The organism is Acidobacteriota bacterium, assembly GCA_030697165.1.
Classification (GTDB): Bacteria; Acidobacteriota; Vicinamibacteria; order Vicinamibacterales; family UBA2999; genus 12-FULL-67-14b.
In genome coordinates this window covers 117,730-138,431 of sequence record JAUYQQ010000009.1, presented here as the reverse complement: position 1 = coordinate 138,431, position 20,702 = coordinate 117,730, and the positions used below count along the sequence as shown (strand labels likewise).

The following is a 20,702-nucleotide window of genomic DNA, read 5'->3' as shown; positions in this document are numbered from 1 at the left end:
CGAAGCGACTAGCGCTTCTTCGCCTTCTTCGCCGCCTTCTTCTTAGCTGCTTTCTTTGCCATTTGTAATCCCCCCCTTCAGGTTGGGTTATGCGTAAGAACCTTGCCGCTGCACGACTTGCCTCTGCCGCCTGGCACTCGGCTTGTCCATGCCGGCGTTCTTCGCTTCGTTACGCGACGTGAGTTATTCACGCGCGCGGTCTTGGTGAAAAGGGTGGGGCAGTCCTGGTTGAGAACCACCCCTGTAGCGGCCTAGCGCTTCTTGGCCTTCTTGGCCTTCTTGGCCGCCTTCTTTGCCTTCTTCGCCATTGTTCTCTCCTGATGGGGGGCGACTCTTGCCTGATGGCGACCGCTGATTGTTTTTACGTGTTCACAATCAGTGGCCTGAGCCTTACTCCCTCATACCAGATGTAGATTATGGATGAGAAATTCACCTTGTCAAGCACAAAGCGTTTGTGATTGTCAAACAAGGGGCCGATCGTCCTCATCCGATCACACCTTCAAGAACACGTCTCGGCTGCTCGCGCACAGATCTGTAGGTCGAGGACGCCGGGTTGAAATTCCCTCGCGCCCGATTCGGAATTTCAACCCGGCGTCTTGATCTCGCGCCGCATGCGCTCGGCCCGTGCGAGTGCGCCGGCGGGAGCGGCCGGCTTCGCCGCGATGATCGCGTCGAGCACGGCGATGGCGGCGTCGGTGCGGCGCAGGGCGCGCAGCTGCCGCGCCAGGTTGAGGCGCGCGACGATCTCGGCCGGCCCCGGCCGGTGCACCTGGCCGCCGCGCGCCAGTGCCAGCAACCGTTCCGACGCGGCGAGGCTCGCCGCGGGATCGTGGAAGTAGACATCCAGGATCTCCGCTTCGATCTGAAGGAACAGCGGGTTGCGCGGGTAGCGGCGCTGCAGCCCCTTGACCAGTTCCAGCGCCTCGCGGAACTTGTTTTCGTACCAGAGGTACAGCACGTGGATCTGGAACTGCGCCTCGCCGCTCACGAGCTGCCCCTGCGTGGCCGCGCGCTCGAGCTGCTGCAGGCCCTCGACGCGGTTGCCGCCGGGCAGCAGCAGCAGCCAGCGCAGGAACCGCAGCACCGCGGGTGCGACGTCGGCGTAGTAGCGGTACATTCCGATTCCGAACTCGGCATCGTGCATGGCCGGGTCCAGCGCCAGGGCGCGCTCGAGCGATTCCTTGATCCGCTTGCCGTCGCGCGCCGCCGCCAGGCGGTCCACCCGGTGCACCCGCCACTGCGCTCGCACGCCGTAGCCGGCGCCCAGGTAAAACCACGCCTCGGCGCGGTTAGGCTCTGCCTTGGTCATGCGCTCCGCTTCCGCGATGGCCTCGTTGGCCTTGGCCAGGAACGCCGGGTCGAGCGCGCGGCTTTCCGGATCCAACTGGATCTGCCACCACAGGCTGAGCGCTTCAAGGCCCAGGCAGGCCACCCGCGGCGCCGGGCTTGTCTCGGCGAAGCCTTGGGATGACGGATCGCAGATCGCCGGCAGCTCTGCCTTCAACCGATCGAAGTCAGCATCGAGGATGAGGTCGTAGGCTCTGGCCACCACCGGCGCGGCCGTGATGCCGGTGACGCTTGTAGTGTCCGGCTTTAGCCGGACCGCGGCCGGCTGTGGCACGGTCCGGCTAAAGCCGGACGCCACGTTCATGATCGCGACCCCCGCAATCACCGTGGCGGCCAGCAGCTTCATAACGCGCTGGTGCGGAGCTTCTGCTTTTCGGCGTGGCGCTCGATCGCCAGCTGGATCAACCGATCGACCAGCGCCGCGTAGCCGATGCCGCTCGCCTCCCACATCTTCGAGTACATGCTGATGCTCGTGAAGCCGGGCATGGTGTTGATCTCGTTGACGTAGATGGCGCCGGTGTCGCGCGACAGCAGGAAGTCGACCCGGGCCAGGCCGGCCGCGTCGATGGCGCGAAACGCCGCGATGCTCAGCCGGCGCACCTCGGCCACGGTGGCCTCGGGCAGGTCGGCCGGGATCAGGCTCTTTGAGCCCTCGTCCAGGTACTTGGCCTCGTAATCGTAGAACTCGCGCGACGGCACGATCTCGCCAGGCACGGACGACTCGGGGTCGTCGTTGCCGAGCACCGCGCATTCAATCTCGCGCGCGTTGATGACGCCGGCCTCGACAATCACCTTGCGGTCGAACTCGAGCGCGGCCTCGATGGCAGGCACCAGCTCGGCGAGGACTTTCACCTTGGAGATGCCGACGCTCGAGCCCAGGTTGGCCGGCTTCACGAACACCGGGTAGCCGAGCGCCGCAATGCCGGCGAGGACGCCGTCGCGGTTGCGCGTCCACTCGGCACGCACGAAGGCGCGCGAGTCGACCACGGGCAGGCCGGCCGCGGCAAACAACACCTTCATCACGGCCTTGTCCATGCCGGCGGCGGAGGCGAGCACGCCCGGGCCCACGTACGGCACGTTCGCGAGTTCCAGCAGCCCCTGCACCGTGCCGTCCTCGCCGTAGGGGCCGTGCAACACGGGAAACACCACGTCCAATCCGAGACCGGTGACCACCGCGCGTTCGACGTCCGCCGGGGTGGTGCCATCCGCCGAGTTTCGCCGTTCGACCGTGATTAGCGTGTCGGCCGACGGATAGGGGACAAACAGCGAATCGCGGCCCGCCCGCACCGGGCGCGCTTGCGCCAGGCGCGCCTGCTGGATGACCTCGGCCGCCGACAACGCTGCCGGCGCGCGGTCGGCCAGCGTCCAGCGGCCGTCCTTGTCGATGCGAATCGGCACCGGCTCGTAGCGCGTGCGATCGATCGACTTGAAAATCGAGGCCGCCGACGTCACCGACACTTCGTGCTCGCCGGATCGGCCGCCGTAAATGACACCCACGCGCAGCTTCTTCATTACTGGAATAATAAGACGCCGGGTTGATTTTCGAGGGATAAACGAAAATCAACCCGGCGTCCTATTCCATGTTCACCCTCACACACACTGACGGCGCCGCACGGCGGGGATTGGTCACGACCGCCCACGGCGTGATTCAAACCCCGGCCTTCATGCCCGTCGGTACCCAGGGGGCGGTCAAAGCACTCACCGCTCAGCACTTGGAGGAGGTCGGCGCCGAGATCATCCTGGGCAACACCTATCACCTCTATCTACGCCCGGGGGACGAGCTGATCGCACGCCGTGGCGGACTCCACAAGTTCATTGGCTGGGATCGTCCCATGCTGACCGACAGCGGCGGCTACCAGGTGTTCAGCCTGTCCGACCGCCGCAAGGTCGAAGAGCAGGGCGTGCATTTCCGCTCGCACCACGACGGCAGCGCGCACCTGCTGACCCCTGAGAAGGCGGTCGAAATTCAGGCGAACCTAGGCTCCGACATCGCCATGGTGCTCGACGAGTGTCCGGCATTGCCGTCAACCGAGCGGATCATCGATACCTCCCTGGAACTGACAGCCCGCTGGGCCCGGCGCTGCCGGAACCGGTTCCTGGAATTACGAAACTCGAAAGAAAGGGAGGAAAGGGGAGCAGGTCCACTTTCCCAAGCCCAGTTCGGGATTGTCCAGGGCGGTACGTTTCCTGAGCTGCGGCAGAAAAGCGCGGAACTGACTGTATCCATTGGGTTTGAAGGCTACGCCATGGGCGGCCTGAGCGTCGGCGAGCCCAACGAGACCATGTACCAAATCGTCGAGCAGACGGCGCCCTTTCTTCCGGCCGGCCAGCCACGCTATTTAATGGGCGTCGGCACCCCGATCGATCTGGTGGAGGCGGTGGCCCGCGGCATCGACATGTTCGACTGCGTAATGCCGACCCGCAACGCGCGAAACGGCCAGCTCTTCACTAGCGAAGGGCCACTGAACATCAAGAATGCGCAGTTTGCCGAAGACGACGGCCCGGTGGATCCGGCGTGCGGGTGTTACACGTGCCGGCGCTTTTCCAGGGCCTATTTGCGGCACCTCTTCATGGCCGGAGAAATGACCGGAGGCACCCTTAACACGTTGCATAACCTGAGCTTTTACCTTGACACCATGCGGCGGATTAGGGAGGCTATAGCGTTCGGCAGGTTCGAAGATTTTAGGCTTGGTTTCCATCGGACTTTTGCCCGCCGCGCGTTGATTTCATGACCACGACGGATCCCCTAATCGCCCCCTTGTTTGCGCTGGCTGCTTCACCTGGACAACAGGTCAGCCCGCTCATCCAGCTCATTCCCTTCGCGCTCGTACTCGCGATTTTTTATTTCGTGATCCTGCTTCCCATGAAGAAGAAGCAGGCCAAGGTCCAGGCCTTCCTCGAAGCCTTGAAGGTGGGCGACAAGGTCGTCACCTCGGGCGGACTGTTTGGTTCGATTGCCAAGATCACCGACCAGGTGGTGTCGCTCCAGGTCGCACCCAACGTTCGTCTGGACATCTCCAAGGCCGCCATCGTCGGCTACCAGGGCCAGCCCCCCGTCGTCGAAGCCCCGAATACATAAGCCATGTCGAAGAACCTTCGTTGGAAAGTCCTTGTCATTCTCGGCGTTACCGCGCTGTCGATCTTCGCGTTCTACCCGCCGGGCGAAAAGGTCCGCCTCGGGTTGGACCTGAAGGGCGGCGTGCACCTGGTGATGCGCGTCCAGACCGATGACGCGCTCAGGCTCGAGACGCAGACCACCGCCGACCGGCTGGCGGAGCAGCTGAAGACGGCTAGTATCCCCGTCGGCGGCGTGGCCGTGGGCAACGCCAATTCGTTCAGCGTGACCGGCGTGCCGGCCGAGCAGGATGCGGCGTTTCGCGCCGCGCTGACCGAAGTGGAAGTGAACTACGACCGTTCGTCCGGGGCCGGTGGCTACACCTTCACCCTCAAGCCGAACGTGGTCGTCAACTTGCGCGAAGACACCGTCAATCAGGCGCTGCAGACGATCGAGCGCCGCGTGAACGAACTGGGTGTCGCCGAGCCGATCATCGCGCGCCACAGTGGCGCTGACCAGATCCTGGTGCAGTTGCCGGGCGTCACCGACGTGAACCGCGCGAAGGAGATCATCCGCTCGACGGCGCTGCTGGAGCTGAAGCAGGTCGAGCAGGGGCCGTTCCCTGACGAAGCCGCGGCCCGCCAGGCGTTTGGCGGCAACCTCGCCGCCGACCTGGAGGTCCTGCCGGGCGTGATCGAGGGCGCCCCGGGCCAGGCCGCCAGCACCGGCTACTACGTGATTCGACGGGTGGCGGCGGTGACCGGCCGCGACCTTCGCAACGCGCGGCCCACGCTCGACGAGAACAACCGTCCGGCGGTCAGCTTCTCGCTGAACAACGAGGGGGCGCGCAAGTTCGGCCTGTTCACGCAGGCGAACATTGGCCGCCAGTTGGCGATTGTGCTCGATGGCCGCGTGCAGTCGGCGCCGGTCATCCAGTCGCGGATTGACGATGAGGGCCGCATCACCGGCAACTTCACGAACCAGGAATCGCAGGATCTGTCCCTGAAACTGCGCTCCGGCGCGCTGCCGGCGTCGCTGACTTACCTCGAAGAGCGCACGGTGGGGCCGTCGCTTGGTGCCGACTCCGTACGCGCGGGCGTGACCGCCGCCCTTGGCGGCCTGATGATCGTGACGCTGTTCATGCTGTTCTATTACAAGCTGGCCGGCATCAACGCGCTCATCTCGATCAGCATCAACCTGACCCTGCTGCTCGGCCTGATGGCCTATGTCGGGGCCACCATGACGCTGCCCGGCATTGCCGGCTTCATCCTGACCATCGGCATGGGCGTGGACTCGAATGTGCTGATCTTCGAGCGCATCAAGGAGGAGTTACGCTCCGGCAAGGGCGTGAAACAGGCGGTGGCGGCGGGCTTCGATCGCGTGCTGCTGACCATTCTCGACACGCACGTCGCCTCGCTGATTTCGGCGGCCTTTCTGTTCCAGTTCGGTACCGGTCCGATCCGCGGGTTTGCGATGACGCTGACCATCGGCCTTTTGACCAACGTCTTCACCGCATACTTCGTCTCGCGCACCCTGTTCGAGTTGGGCCTGTCCCGCCGGGCGGTCGCGAAGCTTTCAATTTAGTCATATGGGCATCTTCGATAACTCCAACTTCGACTTCATCAAGTGGCGCTGGCACGCCATCGCCCTGTCCACGCTGATCGTGCTCGGGGGCATTGGCTTCGTGGTCATGCGGGGCCTGCCGCTCGGCATCGACTTCTCTGGCGGCACCATCGTGGTGGTGAAGTTCGAACAGCCCATCACCGTGGACCAGGTGCGCTCGGCGCTCGCGGCCGGCATGTCGGGTGAGAACGTCATCCAGAGCTATGGCGACGAGGCGAACAACGAGATCCTGATTCGCGTGCCGCAGCTGGTGCAGGAGGAAGGCGCCGCGCTCGAGCAGAATGCGCGCGCCATCGTCGACTCGATCACCAAGGCCAACCTCGGCGGGTTCGAGGTGCGCAGCCAGGAGATTGTCGGTCCGGTGATCGGCGCCGACCTCCAGCGCAAGGGCATTTACGCGACCCTGGCGTCGCTGTTCGGCATCACCATCTACATCGGCTTGCGGTTCCGCTTCGCCTTTGCCCTTGGCGCGATCGCCGCGACCCTGCACGACGTGCTGGTGACCTTTGCGTTCCTCGCCTTCTTCGGTTACGACCTGTCGCTCAACGTGGTGGCAGCGATCCTGGCGATTACCGGCTATTCAGTGAATGACACGATCGTCATTTTCGACCGGGTGCGCGAGAACCTGAAGAGCAAGCGCCGCGACTCGCTCGATACCATCGTCAACCTGAGCGTCAACCAGACCCTCAGCCGCACGGTGATCACGGCCGGCACCACGTTCATGGCGGTGTTGTCGCTGTTCCTGTTCGGTGGCGAAGTGCTCGAGGGGTTCGCGTTCACGATGCTGGTGGGGATCGCCAGCGGCACCTATTCGACCATCTTTATTGCGGCTGCGATCGCGACCCTCCTTGGCGCCAAGCAGGCCAAGGCCCGCACGCCGGGCGCCCGCAAGGCGTCGTAAGCCGCCGCGGAGCCTGGCGAAGAGACACTGGTGGATTTACTGTCGGCCGCGTTGTTGGGCGTCGTCCAGGGACTGACCGAGTTCCTGCCGGTGTCCAGTTCGGGCCACCTGATCCTGGCGCGGGCGTTTTTCGGCTGGGATCCCGGCCGGTTTGGAATTGCGTTCGACGTGGCGTGCCACGTCGGCACGCTGCTGGCGGTGGTGGCGTTTTTCCGCGCCGACGTTGCGCAGCTAATCATGGCGGCCCCGGGCGCGCTTGGCGGACGCGACGGCGAATGGGAACGGCTCGGCCGGCTGATCATCGCCGGCACCATCCCGATCGTGATCGTCGGTGGCCTGTGGGCCGACGTCATTGAAACGCAGTTGCGCTCGCCGGTGGTGGTCGCGGTGATGCTGGTGGTGGGCGGGGTCGGCCTGCTGGTGGCCGAGTGGGTCGGGCGCAAGACGCGCGACGCGCGGTCGCTCGGTTACGGCGAGGCCATGCTGATTGGCCTGGCCCAGGCGTCGGCGCTGGCGCCCGGCATGTCGCGATCGGGGGCGACCCTCACGGTCGGCCTGCTGCTGGGGTTGCGGCGCGATACGGCGGCGCGGTTTGTGTTCCTGATGAGCCTGCCGGCCATCGTCGCGGCCGCGGCCAAGGAAGCGCTGGCACTGTCCGAGGTGGGCACCGCGGGTCTGCCGGTCACGCTGATGCTGGTGGGCCTGGTGACGTCGGCGGTCGTGGGCTACGTCACGGTGAAGTACTTTGTGCGGTATCTTGCGGGGCACTCGCTGGCGGTGTTTGCGTACTATCGTTTTGCCCTGGCGGCGGTCACGTTCGCGTGGCTGCTCAGCCGGGCGGTGTGAGTAATGATGCAGTGGCTGCGCCGGAGTTTCCTGGCCGGCTTGGTCGTGACGGTGCCGTTGTTCATCACGGTCGTCACGCTCGTCTGGCTGTTCCGCTTCATCGACGGGGTGGCGACGCCGCTGTCGACGAACCTGTTCGGCCGCGAGGTGCCGGGGCTGGGCGTGCTGGTCACGACGGCGGCGATCCTGTTGACCGGGGCGCTGGCGACCAACGTGATTGGCCGGCGGATCCTGCGGCGCGGGGAGATGTGGCTGCTGAACGTGCCGCTCTTCAAGACCGTGTATGCGCCGGTGAAGCAGTTGGTGGCGGCCTTCTCGCCTGACAGCGAGACGGGCTTCAAGAAGGTCGTGATCGTCGACGATCAGCGGCGCGGCATGGTGATGGGGTTCCTGACGCGCGAGTTCACGCTCGATCGCGGCGCGGGACCGGAGCGGATGGTGGCGGTGTACGTGCCGACCAATCACCTGTATCTCGGTGATGTGTTGGTCTACCCGCGGCACCAGGCGACGTTCCCGAGTTTGTCGGTGGAAGACGGCGTGCGGATTTTCTTAACGGGCGGCATGGCGCTGCCCCCGCAGATCAGTACGAGGACAGGACACGATGGTGATGAGACTTCTCGATAGGGTCGGCCGGCTGCTCGGAGCGGCCTCGTTGGTCGTGGGGATGGCGGTGCTGACGGCGCCGGTCATGCTGGCGGCGCAGCCGGAAGCGGCGGCGGATGAGGCGCATCACCGCCCCGGGGGTGAGGTCAACATCCAGTTGCCCGACCTGAACCAGGGCGACTTCCTCGGCATGACCGGCCACGACATCCTGTTGTCGGGCCTGGTCGTCTGCGTGCTCGGCCTGCTGTTTGGCCTGTGGACCTACACCGCGGTCAAGAACCTGCCGGTCCACAAGTCGATGTCCGACGTCTCGGCGATCATTTACGAGACCTGCAAGGCCTACCTGATTCAGCAGGGCAAGTTCCTGCTGATCCTGGAGCTGTTCATCGGTACCGTGATGATTGCCTACTTCTGGCTGACCGGCCTCGAGCCGTCGCGCATTGCGATTGTCATCATCTTCAGCCTGATCGGCATTGCCGGCAGCTACGGCGTGGCCTGGTACGGCATCCGCATCAACACCCTGGCCAACTCGCGCACGGCGTTTGCCAGCCTCGCCGGCAAGGCCTTCCCGGTGTGCGACATTCCGCTGCGGGCCGGCATGAGCGTCGGCATGATGCTGATCTCGGTCGAGCTGCTGTTCATGCTCGCCATCCTGCTGTTCATTCCCGGCGAGTACGCCGGCGCCTGCTTCCTGGGCTTCGCCATCGGCGAGTCGCTCGGTGCCTCGGCGCTGCGCATTGCCGGCGGCATCTTCACCAAGATCGCCGACATCGGCTCGGACCTGATGAAGGTCGTGTTCAAGATCAAGGAAGACGACGCGCGCAACCCCGGCGTGATTGCCGACTGCACTGGCGACAACGCCGGCGACTCGGTCGGCCCGACCGCCGACGGCTTCGAGACCTACGGCGTCACCGGCGTGGCGCTGATCATGTTCATCATGCTGGCGGTCAACGATCCTGCCACGCAGGTGCAACTGCTGGTGTGGATCTTCATGGTCCGCGTGGTCATGGTGCTGGCCTCGGCCGGCTCGTACCTGGTCAACAACGCGATCGCCGCCGGCAAGTATGCCGGTGCGGTGAAGATGAACTTCGAGGCGCCGCTCACCTCGCTGGTGTGGCTGACCTCGATCGTCTCGGTGGTGCTTACCTACGTGCTGTCGTATCTGCTGATTCCCAACCTTGGTGGCAATCCCGACTTGTGGTGGCAGCTGTCGTCGGTGGTCACCTGCGGCACGCTGGCCGGCGCGATCATCCCGGAGTTCGTCAAGGTCTTCACCTCCACCCACTCGGCGCACGTGCGTGAAGTGGTGACCTCGTCGCGCGAAGGCGGCGCCTCGCTCAACATCCTGTCGGGCCTGGTGGCCGGCAATTTCAGCGCCTACTGGCTCGGCCTGACGATCATGGGCCTGATGACCGGCGCCTACTTCCTGTCGGAGATGGCGCTGTCGAGCACCGTCATTGCCGGGGCGCCGATGATGGTGGCGCCGGCGATCTTCTCGTTCGGCCTGGTCGCCTTCGGCTTCCTCGGCATGGGCCCGGTGACGATCGCGGTCGACTCGTACGGCCCGGTCACCGACAACGCGCAGTCGGTCTACGAGTTGTCGCAGATTGAAGAGATTCCCGGCATCGAAGCCGAACTCGAGAAGAGCTACGGCTTCAAGGTCAACTTCGTGGTGGCCAAGGAACTGCTCGAAGAGAACGACGGTGCCGGCAACACCTTCAAGGCGACCGCCAAGCCGGTGCTGATCGGCACGGCCGTGGTCGGCGCGACCACGATGATCTTCGCGATCATCATGGCGCTGACGCAGGGCCTCGAGAACCAGGCGTCGATTGCCATGCTGTCGATCCTGCACCCGCCCTTCCTGCTGGGCCTGATCACCGGCGGCGCGGTGATCTACTGGTTCACCGGCGCCTCGATGCAGGCGGTGACCACCGGCGCGTACCGCGCGGTTGAGTTCATCAAGGCCAACATCAAGCTCGACGGTGCGACCAAGGCGTCGGTCGAGGACAGCAAGAAGGTGGTCGAGATTTGCACCATCTACGCGCAGAAGGGCATGTTCAACATTTTCCTGGGCGTGTTCTTCTCGACCCTGGCGTTCGCGTTCATCGAGCCGTTCTTCTTTATCGGCTATCTGATCTCGATCGCGCTGTTCGGCCTCTACCAGGCGATCTTCATGGCCAACGCCGGCGGCGCGTGGGACAACGCCAAGAAGATTGTCGAGACTGAGTTGAAGATGAAGGGCACCCCGCTGCACGACGCCTCGATCGTCGGCGATACGGTCGGCGATCCCTTCAAGGACACCTCGTCGGTGGCCATGAACCCGGTGATCAAGTTCACCACGCTGTTCGGCCTGCTGGCGGTCGAGCTCGGCGTCTACCTCGGCACCGGCGCCGCGCTCACCGTCGGGCTGTCGGTGGTGTTCTTCGTCGTGAGCATGTATTTCGTCTACCGCTCGTTCTACGGGATGCGGATCGAGTCGAACTAGCTCAGGTGAACGGATGCACTGGGGACCGGTGCACCCGTGAACTAGTGCACCTGTGAACCAGTGCACCTGTGAACGTTGTAATTGTTGGTAATCATGCGGAATTTACATGGTTTTCAGCCCATCAAGCCGTTGACGCGGGGATCCGAGCACGACTAGAATCGCCGGGCATTCACACGAGGGGTCAGATACCTTCGATATCTGGCCCCTCGGCGTTTTTTCAGGGAGCCGATGCCGGGAACCGGTGTCTAATTGAAGACAGGCCGTTAACTCGGCCGGGTTCCGGCGTTGACAGTCGTTTTCGGCGTTGGGATAATCGGCGCTCTTTTGGCGTCGCTCATTAGGCGACATATTTTTTAGACGAACAAGCCGGTCGGCTTGTTCGACGAGAGCAGGAGGAACAGTGCCACGCGACATGTTTGGTGATGTCGTCGATCCATCAATCAAAATGGGCAACAAGATGTGGTACACCGTGCCACTGACCATGTTGATCCAGGCGACGATCGTTGCTGCGTTGGTCATCGTTCCGTTGATGGCGACCGGGGTCTTGCCGACGACGCCTTCGATGATGGCGTTTGTGGCGGCTCCGCCCCCACCACCGCCTCCGCCCCCGCCGCCCCCGCCACCGGAGGCGAAGGCGCCGCCACCTCCCATGGATGTGAGCCCTGATGCGGCGCCGCTCGAGGCGCCCAAGGAAATCAAGGCAGAGACCGGTCTCGAGGCCGGCTTCGAGCGGTCAGCCGGCGTCGAAGGCGGCATCATCGGCGGCGTCGCCGGTGGCATCACCGGCGGCATCCCGGAACCGCCGCCGCCCCCGCCGCCACCCGCCGCGCCGGTGCGCGTCGGCGGCAATATCAAGCCGCCGCAGAAGACCCGCGACGTGCGGCCGACGTATCCCCCGATCGCGCAGTCGGCGCGCGTCCAGGGCATCGTGATCATCGAGGCCACCATCGGCCCCGACGGCGCGGTGAAGGATGCCAAGGTGCTGCGCTCGATTCCGCTGCTGGATCAGGCGGCACTCGACGCGGTGCGACAGTGGGTGTTTACACCGACCTTGCTCAACGGCGTGCCGGTGCCGGTCATCATGACCGTCACGGTGCAGTTCACGCTGCAGTAGAGGCGGGTCTGTAGACCCGCCTGCTCAGCGAAGGTTTTCAAACGTAGTAAGCCGTTTTTTTTCTGGAGGATAGCGATGGAAGGTCGGAAGATGCAGTTTGGTCGGATCGCTGGTGCCGGTTTCGCGATGTTGCTGATGACGAGCGCCCCTGCCTTTGCGCAGGAGGGTGCCGGCATCGACTGGGTCGATATGTTCGAGCAGATGGGCGCCGCGGCGTGGGCCGTCGCCATCGTGCTGTTCATCATGTCGTTCTGGTCGGTGGGTGTCGCGATCGAGCGCATCTACACCTTCAACCAGGCCACCAAGCAGTCGAAGATGTATGCCCCCCTCGTCGCCAAGCACCTCAAGGAAGGCCGGCTGAAGGAAGCCATCGCCCTGTCGGCGGCGAAGGAATACCGCTACAGCCACCTCGCCAAGGTCGTGCTCGCCGGGCTGCAGGAATACCAGTTTCAACAGGAAAGCGGCAGCAACCTGTCGCGTGAGGACCTGCTCGACACCGTCCGCCGCTCGATTCAGCGCGCCACCGCGCTGACCTCGAACGACCTCAAGAAGGGCATCTCGGGCCTCGCCACCATCGGCGCGACCGCGCCGTTCGTCGGCCTGCTCGGCACCGTCATCGGCGTTATCAACGCCTTCGTCGGTATCGCCTCCTCGGGTTCGGGCGGCATCGGCGCCGTCTCGGCCGGTATCGCCGAAGCGCTCGTCGAAACCGCGCTCGGTCTGTTCGTGGCCATCCCGGCCGTGTGGTTCTACAACTACCTGTCGGGCAAGCTCGAATTCTTCAACGTCGAGATGGACAACTCGTCGTCGGAGATGGTCGACTACTTCATCAAGAAGACGGCGTAATTGGTGCCAGGAGGGCGGGACTTCAGTCCCGCCCAGCCAGGCGCCCTCCCGGTAATTCGGTAAGGAGTATCTGTTATGTCAATGGATGTCGGCGGTTCCCGAGGCGGAATCAAATCGGACATCAACGTCACGCCCCTCGTGGACGTCATGCTGGTCCTGCTCATCATCATGATGATCGTGGCCCCGCTGCTCCAGAAGGGTGCTGACGTCAAACTGCCGCTCGCCGCAAATACCGCGGACAAGCCGGAAACGCAGGACCAGACGGTCGTCGCCGTCGACAAGACCGACCGGTACTTCGTCAACGGCCTGCCCGTTCGGAAAGAAGACCTGCGGCAGAAAGTCGAAGAGATTCTCGAGACCAAGGCCGAGCGCATCATCCTCATCAAGGCCGATGAAGAAGCCCGCTATGCCGCCGTCATGGATCTCATGGACGAATTGCGCGCCATGGGGATTGAGGACATGGGGCTGATCACCGACCCCAAGAACCGCACCCTGCTGGCCGGCGGAGGTAACTGACATGGCACACGCACACCAGCACCTCGGCGCCGACCGCGTCATCACCGCCAAGAAGCTCGAAGCCAATGGCGACATGAACATCACGCCGATGATCGACGTGCTGCTCGTGCTCCTGGTCATCTTCATGGCCGCCCTGCCGCTGTCGCAGAAGGGGCTCGACGTCAACCTGCCGGCCGAAACCAAGACCGCCGAGCAGACCCAGGTCGACGTTTCGCAGATCGTGATCGAATACACCGCCGACCGGAAGATCTCGATCAACAAGAGCGATGTCACGATCGCCGACCTCGAAGACTCGCTCCGTAAGATCTACGAGGAACGCAAGGACAAAACCCTGTTCATCGCCGGCGACGGCTCGCTCAGCTACGGCGCGATCGTCGAAGTGATCGACGCCGCCAAGGGCGCAGGCGTCGAAAAAGTCGGCATCATCACCGAGGGCATGCGCCGCGCTGCCGCCGGTGCCGGCCGCACGGGCGGAAACTAGCTCCCGCTCGCCAGAACATACGCACAAGGCCGCCGGGCAACCCGGCGGCCTTGTGCGTGTACGCCACGCGAGGCGCCTACGGACACGATGAACTGCTGATTGTGAAGATGGGGACATTGGCATGGGATCGGGACTCCCGCCGTCGGCTGTGCCTGGGCGTGATGGTCGGCTTGATGTGCGTGGTCGGGATCGCTGCGGCGCGTGTGCACCGGGCATCCGTGCTGTCGGCGTCCATCAACGAGGGCATCTCCAGCGAGATCCGGCTCGACAACGCACTTGAGCTCACCCGGCGTGTCGCCGCCCGCTTCCGCCATATCGAGGAGTATGGCGCCGTTGGCGAAGTCGCCGCGTGGCCGCTGCGAAGCGAGGCCGACTACCTTCTTACCGGCGGCGATTGCGGCAGGGCCGCCGGGGCGCTCGGCGCGGTCTTCGTTTCCCGCGGACGCCCCTTTCGAATACTTCAGGCCAATGTCGACGAACAGGGCGCCGGCCACATCATGTTCGAGACGCCAGACGATGCCGGACGCTGGGTGCTGCTCGATCCAATCGAAGGCCGAGGTTTTCAAAGTCCGATTGACGGCCGGTTCTTGGGGATTGACGAGATTCGCGCATTGCCTCTTCACATGCGCGACTGGCTGCCCGAGGAATACCGTGATGGCGAGCTGTCGCTGTTCTCGCCGTACCGGCGCACAAACTGGACGAGACTGGGCGCGCTTGCCAGCGTGGTCCGCGCCACCGCGGGTGACGAGTGGATGCGACAGACCTCCATGCGAGTCGTCATCCTCAAGTCAGATCACCTCCTCCTCACCGGCGGCAGTTTGGCGATCTTCCTGCTCGTCTTCGCCCGTGCGATTTCTACTCCCGGTTCCGCAGTAAATCCGCGAAAGACAGCGCCCCGCTAAAGCGCGCATCGAGTGCATCGATGCGGGCGCGCAGCTCGCCATCTTTGGCCATGCCGCCCTCGGTGGCGATGACCACCTTGTTGTCAGAGGGCGGGCAGCGGTAGACCGCGGCGTGGCCAAACGCGGCCGCGACCGCGGCGATGTCGTCGGCCATGCTGGCGTGTTCGTTGACGTTGAACGCGACCACGCCGCCTGGGGCCAGCGCCTGCTTCAGGCGCCCGAGAAACGCCAGCGTCTTGAGGGCCGTCGGCACGCCGGTCGCGTCGGTGCCGCTCGACGGACGCAGGAACGCGTCCATGAGGATCAGGTCGTACCGGTCAACGGTGGACTCCACGAACGCCACCGCGTCGGCGGTATGCACGCGGACGTTCCCGCCGGAGCGCACACCGAAGTACTCGTCGGCGATACGGACGACGGCGGGATCAATCTCGACCGCGTCGATCTGCACCTGCGGCTGGTGATGGGTCAGGAAGCGAACCATCGCGCCGCCGCCCAGACCGACGATCAGCACGCGCTGCGGATGAGGCTGGTAGAGGTAGCTGGCGAACATGCCGCGGGCGTACGGCGACATCAAGGTCTGGGGCGCCGCCAGGTTGACGCGGCTCTGCACGACTTCCTGTCCGTTGTCGCGTACGAACGTCAGGGCGCGGACCTCGCCGTTGCTGCGGACCCGGATTCGCGAGAACGCCGACACCTCCTCGTGCTCCAGGCGCCCGAGGGTGCGGTCCGGCGACATCGACCAGAAGGCCAGCGCGACGGCCGCGGCGAGCAGGGCCACCGCCAGGACTGCGGGCACGACGCCGCTCGGCCGCGGTGCCCGAGCCCCACCTGAGGCGCGTTGTTGGGTGCCCATCCCGCCCGCTCCTTAGTAGCTCGGCGGCGGCACCAGCCCGAGCTCCCTTAGCTCCGGCAGTCCCTTGTCGGCGTTCTTCCAGATCTTCCTGAGCTCGCCGTAGGCGCCCATGGCGCGGGACATGTCCTTGACGGCCATCGACGCCCGGCCGAGACCCAGCAGCGACAGGGCGCGCCGGGGGTTCCGCTTCAGGGAGGTCTCAAACGCCGGGATCGCCTCGCGGGGGCGCCGCAGGTCCATCAGCATCTCTCCGACGAGCTCGTGGGCCGGTTTGACCGGCACCGGCGGGCCGAACTCGAACGACATGCCGTCTTCGACTACGGCCGCCTGGCGGGCCAGCACCAGGGCCTCCTCGCGCCGGCCCTCCGAGAACAGCAGGACGGCCTCGAGCTGCTGAGCCATGACCTGGGCGGCGCGCTTGTCGGGCCCGCCGCCGGCCGAAGGCAGGCCGATCGCCGGCTGCCCGCCGGTGTGGGCGGCATGCGACTCTACGACCGGTGAAATCCCGGCCCTCGTTGACCCCGATACGACAGGCTTGCTCGGCCCCGCGGCTGGGGGCTTGCCCACCATAGCGGGCGGAGTCGTGGCCGGGCCCGCGGCGGTGGGAGAATCTTCCATCAGCACTGCCATCTGCTGGAGCGCGTTGCCGCCGGCCAGCCGGTTGCCTGAACGGATGGCCGCCATCCCGATGGCGAACAGGTCCGCGATGGCGGCGTCGGTGCCGAGGCCCTTCGCCACGACCGGCGCCTTGGCCTCGCCCCACTTGCGCGACTCGATCAGCCAGGCGGCGCGGGCCAGTGCCAGGTGGCTGCGGGTCCGCACCGAACCGCTGGTCTTGGCGTCGGCCTCCATCTGCGACAACAGCGCGCGTGACTCCTCGAACCGGCCCTGCTGGGCGTAGCCATAGACCAGCCACAGCATGGCGTGGAAGCCGCGGGCGTCGACGTCGAGCGCCTTCTCGGCGCGGCGCGCGTCGGCGGCCTTCATCGAGCGCTCGTTGATCGCCGAGGCTTCATCCCACATGCCGAGCGCGACGTAGATGTGCGACGGCATGTGCAGGGCATGCGAGGCTGCCGGCGCGATCTTCGAATAGGCGTCGGCGAAGCGCAGGCCGAGCGGCGCGTGGATGGGGTCGTCGTACGAATGAATCAGGTAATGCGCGGCGCCGGGGTGTTGCGGGTTCTTCGCGTAGACCTGCTCGACGAGCGCCGCCGCCTTCATGTAGATGGAGAAGTCGCGGCCGCCGTGGCTGGTGCCGAGCAACGCCAGCGCGTAGAAGGACGTCACCTCGTCGTCAGCCGGATACTTCTCGTGCATGCGCCGCATGTGTTCGGCGTAGGCGCGGTCGCGCGTCAGTTTCTCGTCCGTGCTGTAGAGGCGTTCGAGCGAGGCGAGCCAATCCTTCTCCTTTGCCGTCGGCGCCTTGGCGAGACGGCCTTCGAGGGTTGGTGCGAGGCGCGCCAGCGCGGCCCTGGCGAGCTCTGGCGCCGTCTGCTGCCACACCGGGTGGTTGTAGGTCATGGCCTCGCCCCAGTACGCCATGGCGAACCCCGGGTCCGCCTGTTGCGCCTCGAGGAACGCCTCTTTGGCATCGTCGTACTCGAAGCTGTGCAGCAGCAGCACGCCCTTGAGGAATGCTGGCTGCGCGGCTGGGGCGCCCGAAGTGGGGAAATCGATCTGGCCCAGCTCGTTCTGCGCCCGCACAGGGCCGGTGGAAGCGGCAACCAGGAGGAGGGCCACGACGAGGGCGGCAGGTCGTTTCATAAAAGAAATATACCGGTACAAGAAAAAAGGGGCGAGTCCGAAGACCCGCCCCTAAATTCCAAGTTCCAAGCCCCAGGCCCCAAGCCCGAGTGCTGGGCGTTCTTACGACCCGAAGAAGTACTTCAGGCTGAACGCAATCCGGTAGACGTCGTTCAGGTCGGCGGTCTGCTGGTACGACTGCGACATGAGCTGGCCGCTGACCAGCCGCAGCCGGTAGGTCGACTGTCCGGCGGCATCGACCGCCGGGTTGGTCAACGGCTGGTTCGAGACGAGCCGCTGCGACACGCCCCAGTCCTTGTTCAGCAGGTTGCCGAAGTTGATGAAGTCGGCGCGGAACTGGAAGCGATGGCCGCCCCCGCTGCTCGTGAAGACGTCCTGCGTGACGCTGACATCGAGGCGCTTGACCATGGGCAGGAACACCGCACCGCGCTCGGCGTACTTCCCCCGGTTCTTGCTGAGGTAGGAGTCCTGCGCAATGTAGGCCTCCCATGCCGCGGCCTGCTGGGCCGCGGTATAGGTGACGCCGCCCGACGTGAACGGTGCGAAGTTCATCTCGCCGGTGTTGGCGTGGATGTAGAGCAGGTCGTTGAACCCGCCGTCGCCGTTCATGTCACCCGCGAAGGTGTAGCTGGCGTTACCGATGGTCCTGGCCTCGAAGAACGCCGAGATCGCGGTGGCGCCGAACCCGAAGTACTGCTTCCGGTACGACCCGGTCATGAAGAAGCGGTGGCCGGGCGACGCGCCGGCGTAGCTCGTTCCCGGATTGTTGGGATCGCCGGAGTGCGCGTTGTTGCTCCACGAGCCGAACGCGATCGAGCCCGGGTCAACGGTGTTCTTGCTCTCGCCGTAGTTGTAGGCGGCCTGGACCATGCCCCATGACGTGTTCTTCTTCGCCGAAAACACCGCGTTCCACGCCGTGCCCACGTCCTGGTTCTTGATCACGGTGGCGTTGCTCACCTGGTTGCCGGTGACGTTGTTGATGCGGTTGGTGGTCCAGCGCGGCCGGTTATCGGCGCCCGCGAACGACGTCTGGGCCGCCGGCAGGTTGGCGTTGATGTAGTACATCCCGTTGACGTCGCGGTTGTAGATGAACTCGGCCGTGCCGGTGAAGCCACCGGGGAGGCGGCGGTCGACGGCGACGTTGGTGCGCCACACCTGGGGGAACTTGAAGTTCTGGTCGGTCAGCGCCAGCTCGTAACTGGTGGCCGGCGCGCCGGTCACGTTGGTGGGCTTATAGGCGTTCGGGTCCGGGTTGAACGGGTTCGCGGTGCTGTTGTTGTTCTGGATGAAGCCGGTCAGCACGCCGGTGTTGCCAATCTGGTTGGAAATCCACACGAACAGCGGCTTGCCGGTAAACACGCCCGAACCGCCGCGCACCTGCGTGTTGCGGCTCCCGGTGACGTCCCAGTTAAAGCCGAGGCGGGGCGACCACAGGAGGTTGGCGTCGGGCAGCTTGCCCGACTGGTATTGCACGGCGGCGCCGGTTTCGTCGCGGAACGTCAGCGCGTCGGCGTTGACGTTGGTGTAACCGGTCTCACCGAAGATCGGCACATCCATGCGGAGGCCGGCTATCAGCTTGAGCTTGTCGTTGACGGTCCACTCGTCCTGGATGTAGCCGCCGGTGTAGACGACCTCGAGTGGCTGGATCGGCTTGTCCTGGCCGGGGATGTTGTTGTAGCGGACCTGGAAACGGTTGAGCGTGACCGGGCGCACCCGGTTCGCGTCGTCGTAGAAGTCCTGCAGCGAGTTGTAGACGTAGACGCTCTGCGACCCCGGGAAGAAGACGTTCTCGGACTCGTAGCGCTCGAAGCTGAAGCCGGCCGTCCAGGTGTGCTTCTCCGAGAACTTGCTGAAGTTGTTCTGGAGCTGGAACGACTTGTAGCGCAGTTCGTTGTTCGGCGTGAACGGCTCGAAGCCGAAGGTGGTGTAGACCGAGCCGCCTTCGAGAATGTCGACCATCGGGAAGAAGCTGCCGAGCGATTCGCGGCTCTCGTCGTGCGACGAGTAGCCGACAATCAGCGAGTTCGACATCGTCGAACCAATCACGGTGTTCAGTTCGCCGACGCCCGACTTGATGTTCTCCAGGATCTTGTAGTTGGAGTTCTGGAAGTTCAGCCCGAAGGTGTTGGTGCGGCGGTTGCCGAAGCCGAGCGACGACGAGTTCGACAGCAACACGTCGGTGTCCGAATCGAGCTGGTTGTACCGGAAGCTGAGCTTGTTGCGGTTGTTGATGTTGTAGTCGAACTTCGCCAGCAGGCGCCGGCCGGGGGTCAGGTGCGCGTAATCCTGGAACGGGCCGGTGTCGTAGCCGAAGCGCTGCTTCAGGAAGCTGCTGAGCGCGGTCAGGTCGGACGCCAGCACCCGGGTGGTGCTGCCGACGGCGGCCTCGCCGCCCGCGTTGGCGCGGAACGTGGTGCCCGGTCCTTCGGTCTCTTCCTTTTCGGCGTTACCAAAGAAAAACAGCTTGTTCTCGACGATGGGGCCGGCCGCCCAACCGCCGTAGTTCTTGAAGCTGAACGTACCGGGGTTCACCGGCAGGTCCTTGGCTTCCTTGCCGACCAGGCCGTCGTCGCGGAACTGGTAGAACCCGGAGCCGCGGAACTGGTTGGTGCCGCTGCGCGTGACGCTGTTGATGCCGGCGCCGACGAAGTTGCCCGAGCGCACGTCGAACGGCGCCACGTTGATCTGGACCTGCTCGATGGCGTCCATCGAGATGGGCGCGACGCCCGTGCGGTCGCCGGGCTGGCCGCCCAGGCCGAACGAGTTGTTGAAGTAGGACCCATCCACCGTGATGTTGTTCATGCGGTTGTCCTGGCCGGCGAACGACATGTTGCCGCCCATCGACGGCGTCAGCCGGGCGAACGACTCGAGGCGGTTGGAAATGGTCGGCAGTGACGCCATCTCCTCGCGCGTGACCGCGGTCGCCGCGCCAGTGCGGTTCGACGCAAACACCGCGTCCGACTGGGCGGTCACCGTGATCGTTTCGGTCACCGCAATGGCCCGCACCGTGAAGGCCAGGTCGGTGGCGACGCCCAGGTTCACTTCGATGCTCTCCTGGGTCTCGGGAGCAAAGGCGGCGGCGCCGCCGCCGCTGTAGGCCACCGTCACGGAATACGGGCCGCCGACGCGCATGCCGACGATGGTGAAGCCGCCGTCGTTGCGGGTGGTGGCCTCGTAGCTCGAGCCCGAGGGGAGGTGGATGGCAATGACGCTGGCGCCAGCGACGGGCTGCTGCTGCTCGTTCTGGACTTTGCCGCGAAGGGAGCCGGTGGTGACCTGCGCGTTGACGGTCGACGCGACGGCGAGAACGGCGACGAGGGAGAAGACAAACCTAATCAAATGTTTCATGTACATCGCTCCTGAACA

At 64.9% G+C, this 20,702-nt stretch carries 17 protein-coding genes; 12 read left to right on the top strand and 5 right to left on the bottom strand.

Going from position 1 to position 20,702, the window contains the following annotated elements:
- Positions 1–583 precede the first annotated feature (583 nt).
- Positions 584–1,693: a hypothetical protein gene (locus tag Q8T13_08935; GenBank protein MDP3717871.1), complete on the bottom strand. Its 1,110-nt coding sequence runs from the start codon at positions 1,691–1,693 to the stop codon at positions 584–586.
- The gene (locus Q8T13_08930) at positions 1,690–2,859 is read right to left on the bottom strand and encodes a D-alanine--D-alanine ligase family protein (GenBank protein MDP3717870.1); all 1,170 of its coding nucleotides are present in this window, start codon (positions 2,857–2,859) and stop codon (positions 1,690–1,692) included. The genes Q8T13_08935 and Q8T13_08930 overlap by 4 nt, the downstream gene beginning before the upstream one ends.
- Positions 2,860–2,927: 68 nt before the next feature.
- Here Q8T13_08930 and tgt point away from each other — a divergent pair, with 68 nt between their 5' ends.
- From tgt to Q8T13_08870, 12 genes are all read left to right on the top strand, one after another.
- Positions 2,928–4,079, top strand: coding sequence for a tRNA guanosine(34) transglycosylase Tgt (gene tgt / locus Q8T13_08925; protein MDP3717869.1), 1,152 nt, complete (start codon positions 2,928–2,930; stop codon positions 4,077–4,079).
- Complete coding sequence (gene yajC, locus Q8T13_08920; protein MDP3717868.1) at positions 4,076–4,426, top strand: preprotein translocase subunit YajC; 351 nt, start codon at positions 4,076–4,078, stop codon at positions 4,424–4,426. The genes tgt and yajC overlap by 4 nt, the downstream gene beginning before the upstream one ends.
- Positions 4,427–4,429: 3 nt before the next feature.
- A complete protein-coding gene (secD, locus tag Q8T13_08915; GenBank protein MDP3717867.1) occupies positions 4,430–5,986 on the top strand; it encodes a protein translocase subunit SecD in 1,557 nt (518 codons plus the stop codon).
- A 4-nt stretch (positions 5,987–5,990) separates the two neighbouring features.
- Positions 5,991–6,926 carry a protein translocase subunit SecF gene (secF, locus tag Q8T13_08910; GenBank protein MDP3717866.1) on the top strand — a complete coding sequence of 312 codons (936 nt, stop codon included), beginning with the start codon at positions 5,991–5,993 and terminating at the stop codon, positions 6,924–6,926.
- A 30-nt stretch (positions 6,927–6,956) separates the two neighbouring features.
- Positions 6,957–7,772: an undecaprenyl-diphosphate phosphatase gene (locus Q8T13_08905; GenBank protein MDP3717865.1), complete on the top strand. Its 816-nt coding sequence runs from the start codon at positions 6,957–6,959 to the stop codon at positions 7,770–7,772.
- Positions 7,773–7,775: 3 nt separating this feature from the next.
- A complete protein-coding gene (locus Q8T13_08900; GenBank protein MDP3717864.1) occupies positions 7,776–8,396 on the top strand; it encodes a DUF502 domain-containing protein in 621 nt (206 codons plus the stop codon).
- A gap of 64 nt (positions 8,397–8,460) precedes the next feature.
- Positions 8,461–10,860 (top strand): sodium-translocating pyrophosphatase, encoded by a 2,400-nt coding sequence (locus tag Q8T13_08895; GenBank protein ID MDP3717863.1) that lies wholly within the window; start codon positions 8,461–8,463, stop codon positions 10,858–10,860.
- A 400-nt stretch (positions 10,861–11,260) separates the two neighbouring features.
- Positions 11,261–11,974 carry an energy transducer TonB gene (locus Q8T13_08890; protein MDP3717862.1) on the top strand — a complete coding sequence of 238 codons (714 nt, stop codon included), beginning with the start codon at positions 11,261–11,263 and terminating at the stop codon, positions 11,972–11,974.
- 75 nt (positions 11,975–12,049) lie between these two features.
- Positions 12,050–12,820, top strand: coding sequence for a MotA/TolQ/ExbB proton channel family protein (locus tag Q8T13_08885; GenBank protein MDP3717861.1), 771 nt, complete (start codon positions 12,050–12,052; stop codon positions 12,818–12,820).
- Positions 12,821–12,895: 75 nt separating this feature from the next.
- On the top strand, positions 12,896–13,336 hold the full coding sequence (locus Q8T13_08880; protein MDP3717860.1) for a biopolymer transporter ExbD: 441 nt from the start codon (positions 12,896–12,898) through the stop codon (positions 13,334–13,336).
- A 1-nt stretch (position 13,337) separates the two neighbouring features.
- Positions 13,338–13,817, top strand: a complete 480-nt coding sequence (locus tag Q8T13_08875) for a biopolymer transporter ExbD (protein ID MDP3717859.1) — start codon at positions 13,338–13,340, stop codon at positions 13,815–13,817.
- 56 nt (positions 13,818–13,873) lie between these two features.
- On the top strand, positions 13,874–14,719 hold the full coding sequence (locus tag Q8T13_08870; GenBank protein ID MDP3717858.1) for a hypothetical protein: 846 nt from the start codon (positions 13,874–13,876) through the stop codon (positions 14,717–14,719).
- Here Q8T13_08870 and Q8T13_08865 read toward each other — a convergent pair.
- The 3 genes from Q8T13_08865 to Q8T13_08855 all read right to left on the bottom strand — a co-directional run bounded on the left by Q8T13_08865 (position 14,673) and on the right by Q8T13_08855 (position 20,684).
- A complete protein-coding gene (locus Q8T13_08865) occupies positions 14,673–15,572 on the bottom strand; it encodes a fused MFS/spermidine synthase (protein ID MDP3717857.1) in 900 nt (299 codons plus the stop codon). The two genes, Q8T13_08870 and Q8T13_08865, sit on opposite strands and share 47 nt — an antisense overlap.
- A gap of 12 nt (positions 15,573–15,584) precedes the next feature.
- Complete coding sequence (locus Q8T13_08860; GenBank protein MDP3717856.1) at positions 15,585–17,336, bottom strand: tetratricopeptide repeat protein; 1,752 nt, start codon at positions 17,334–17,336, stop codon at positions 15,585–15,587.
- A gap of 102 nt (positions 17,337–17,438) precedes the next feature.
- Positions 17,439–20,684: a carboxypeptidase regulatory-like domain-containing protein gene (locus Q8T13_08855; protein ID MDP3717855.1), complete on the bottom strand. Its 3,246-nt coding sequence runs from the start codon at positions 20,682–20,684 to the stop codon at positions 17,439–17,441.
- Positions 20,685–20,702: the final 18 nt, after the last annotated feature.

Bases quoted from the DNA above. Each gene is read 5' to 3' on its own strand.
- Q8T13_08875 (MDP3717859.1), top strand. From the start codon at position 13,338: ATGGCACACGCACACCAGCACCTCGGCGCCGACCGCGTCATCACCGCC.
- Q8T13_08860 (MDP3717856.1), bottom strand. From the start codon at position 17,336: ATGAAACGACCTGCCGCCCTCGTCGTGGCCCTCCTCCTGGTTGCCGCT.
- secF (MDP3717866.1), top strand. From the start codon at position 5,991: ATGGGCATCTTCGATAACTCCAACTTCGACTTCATCAAGTGGCGCTGG.
- Q8T13_08855 (MDP3717855.1), bottom strand. From the start codon at position 20,684: ATGAAACATTTGATTAGGTTTGTCTTCTCCCTCGTCGCCGTTCTCGCC.
- Q8T13_08935 (MDP3717871.1), bottom strand. From the start codon at position 1,693: ATGAAGCTGCTGGCCGCCACGGTGATTGCGGGGGTCGCGATCATGAAC.
- Q8T13_08930 (MDP3717870.1), bottom strand. From the start codon at position 2,859: ATGAAGAAGCTGCGCGTGGGTGTCATTTACGGCGGCCGATCCGGCGAG.
- secD (MDP3717867.1), top strand. From the start codon at position 4,430: ATGTCGAAGAACCTTCGTTGGAAAGTCCTTGTCATTCTCGGCGTTACC.
- Q8T13_08895 (MDP3717863.1), top strand. From the start codon at position 8,461: ATGCTGGCGGCGCAGCCGGAAGCGGCGGCGGATGAGGCGCATCACCGC.
- tgt (MDP3717869.1), top strand. From the start codon at position 2,928: ATGTTCACCCTCACACACACTGACGGCGCCGCACGGCGGGGATTGGTC.
- Q8T13_08885 (MDP3717861.1), top strand. From the start codon at position 12,050: ATGGAAGGTCGGAAGATGCAGTTTGGTCGGATCGCTGGTGCCGGTTTC.
- Q8T13_08900 (MDP3717864.1), top strand. From the start codon at position 7,776: ATGATGCAGTGGCTGCGCCGGAGTTTCCTGGCCGGCTTGGTCGTGACG.
- yajC (MDP3717868.1), top strand. From the start codon at position 4,076: ATGACCACGACGGATCCCCTAATCGCCCCCTTGTTTGCGCTGGCTGCT.
- Q8T13_08865 (MDP3717857.1), bottom strand. From the start codon at position 15,572: ATGGGCACCCAACAACGCGCCTCAGGTGGGGCTCGGGCACCGCGGCCG.
- Q8T13_08880 (MDP3717860.1), top strand. From the start codon at position 12,896: ATGTCAATGGATGTCGGCGGTTCCCGAGGCGGAATCAAATCGGACATC.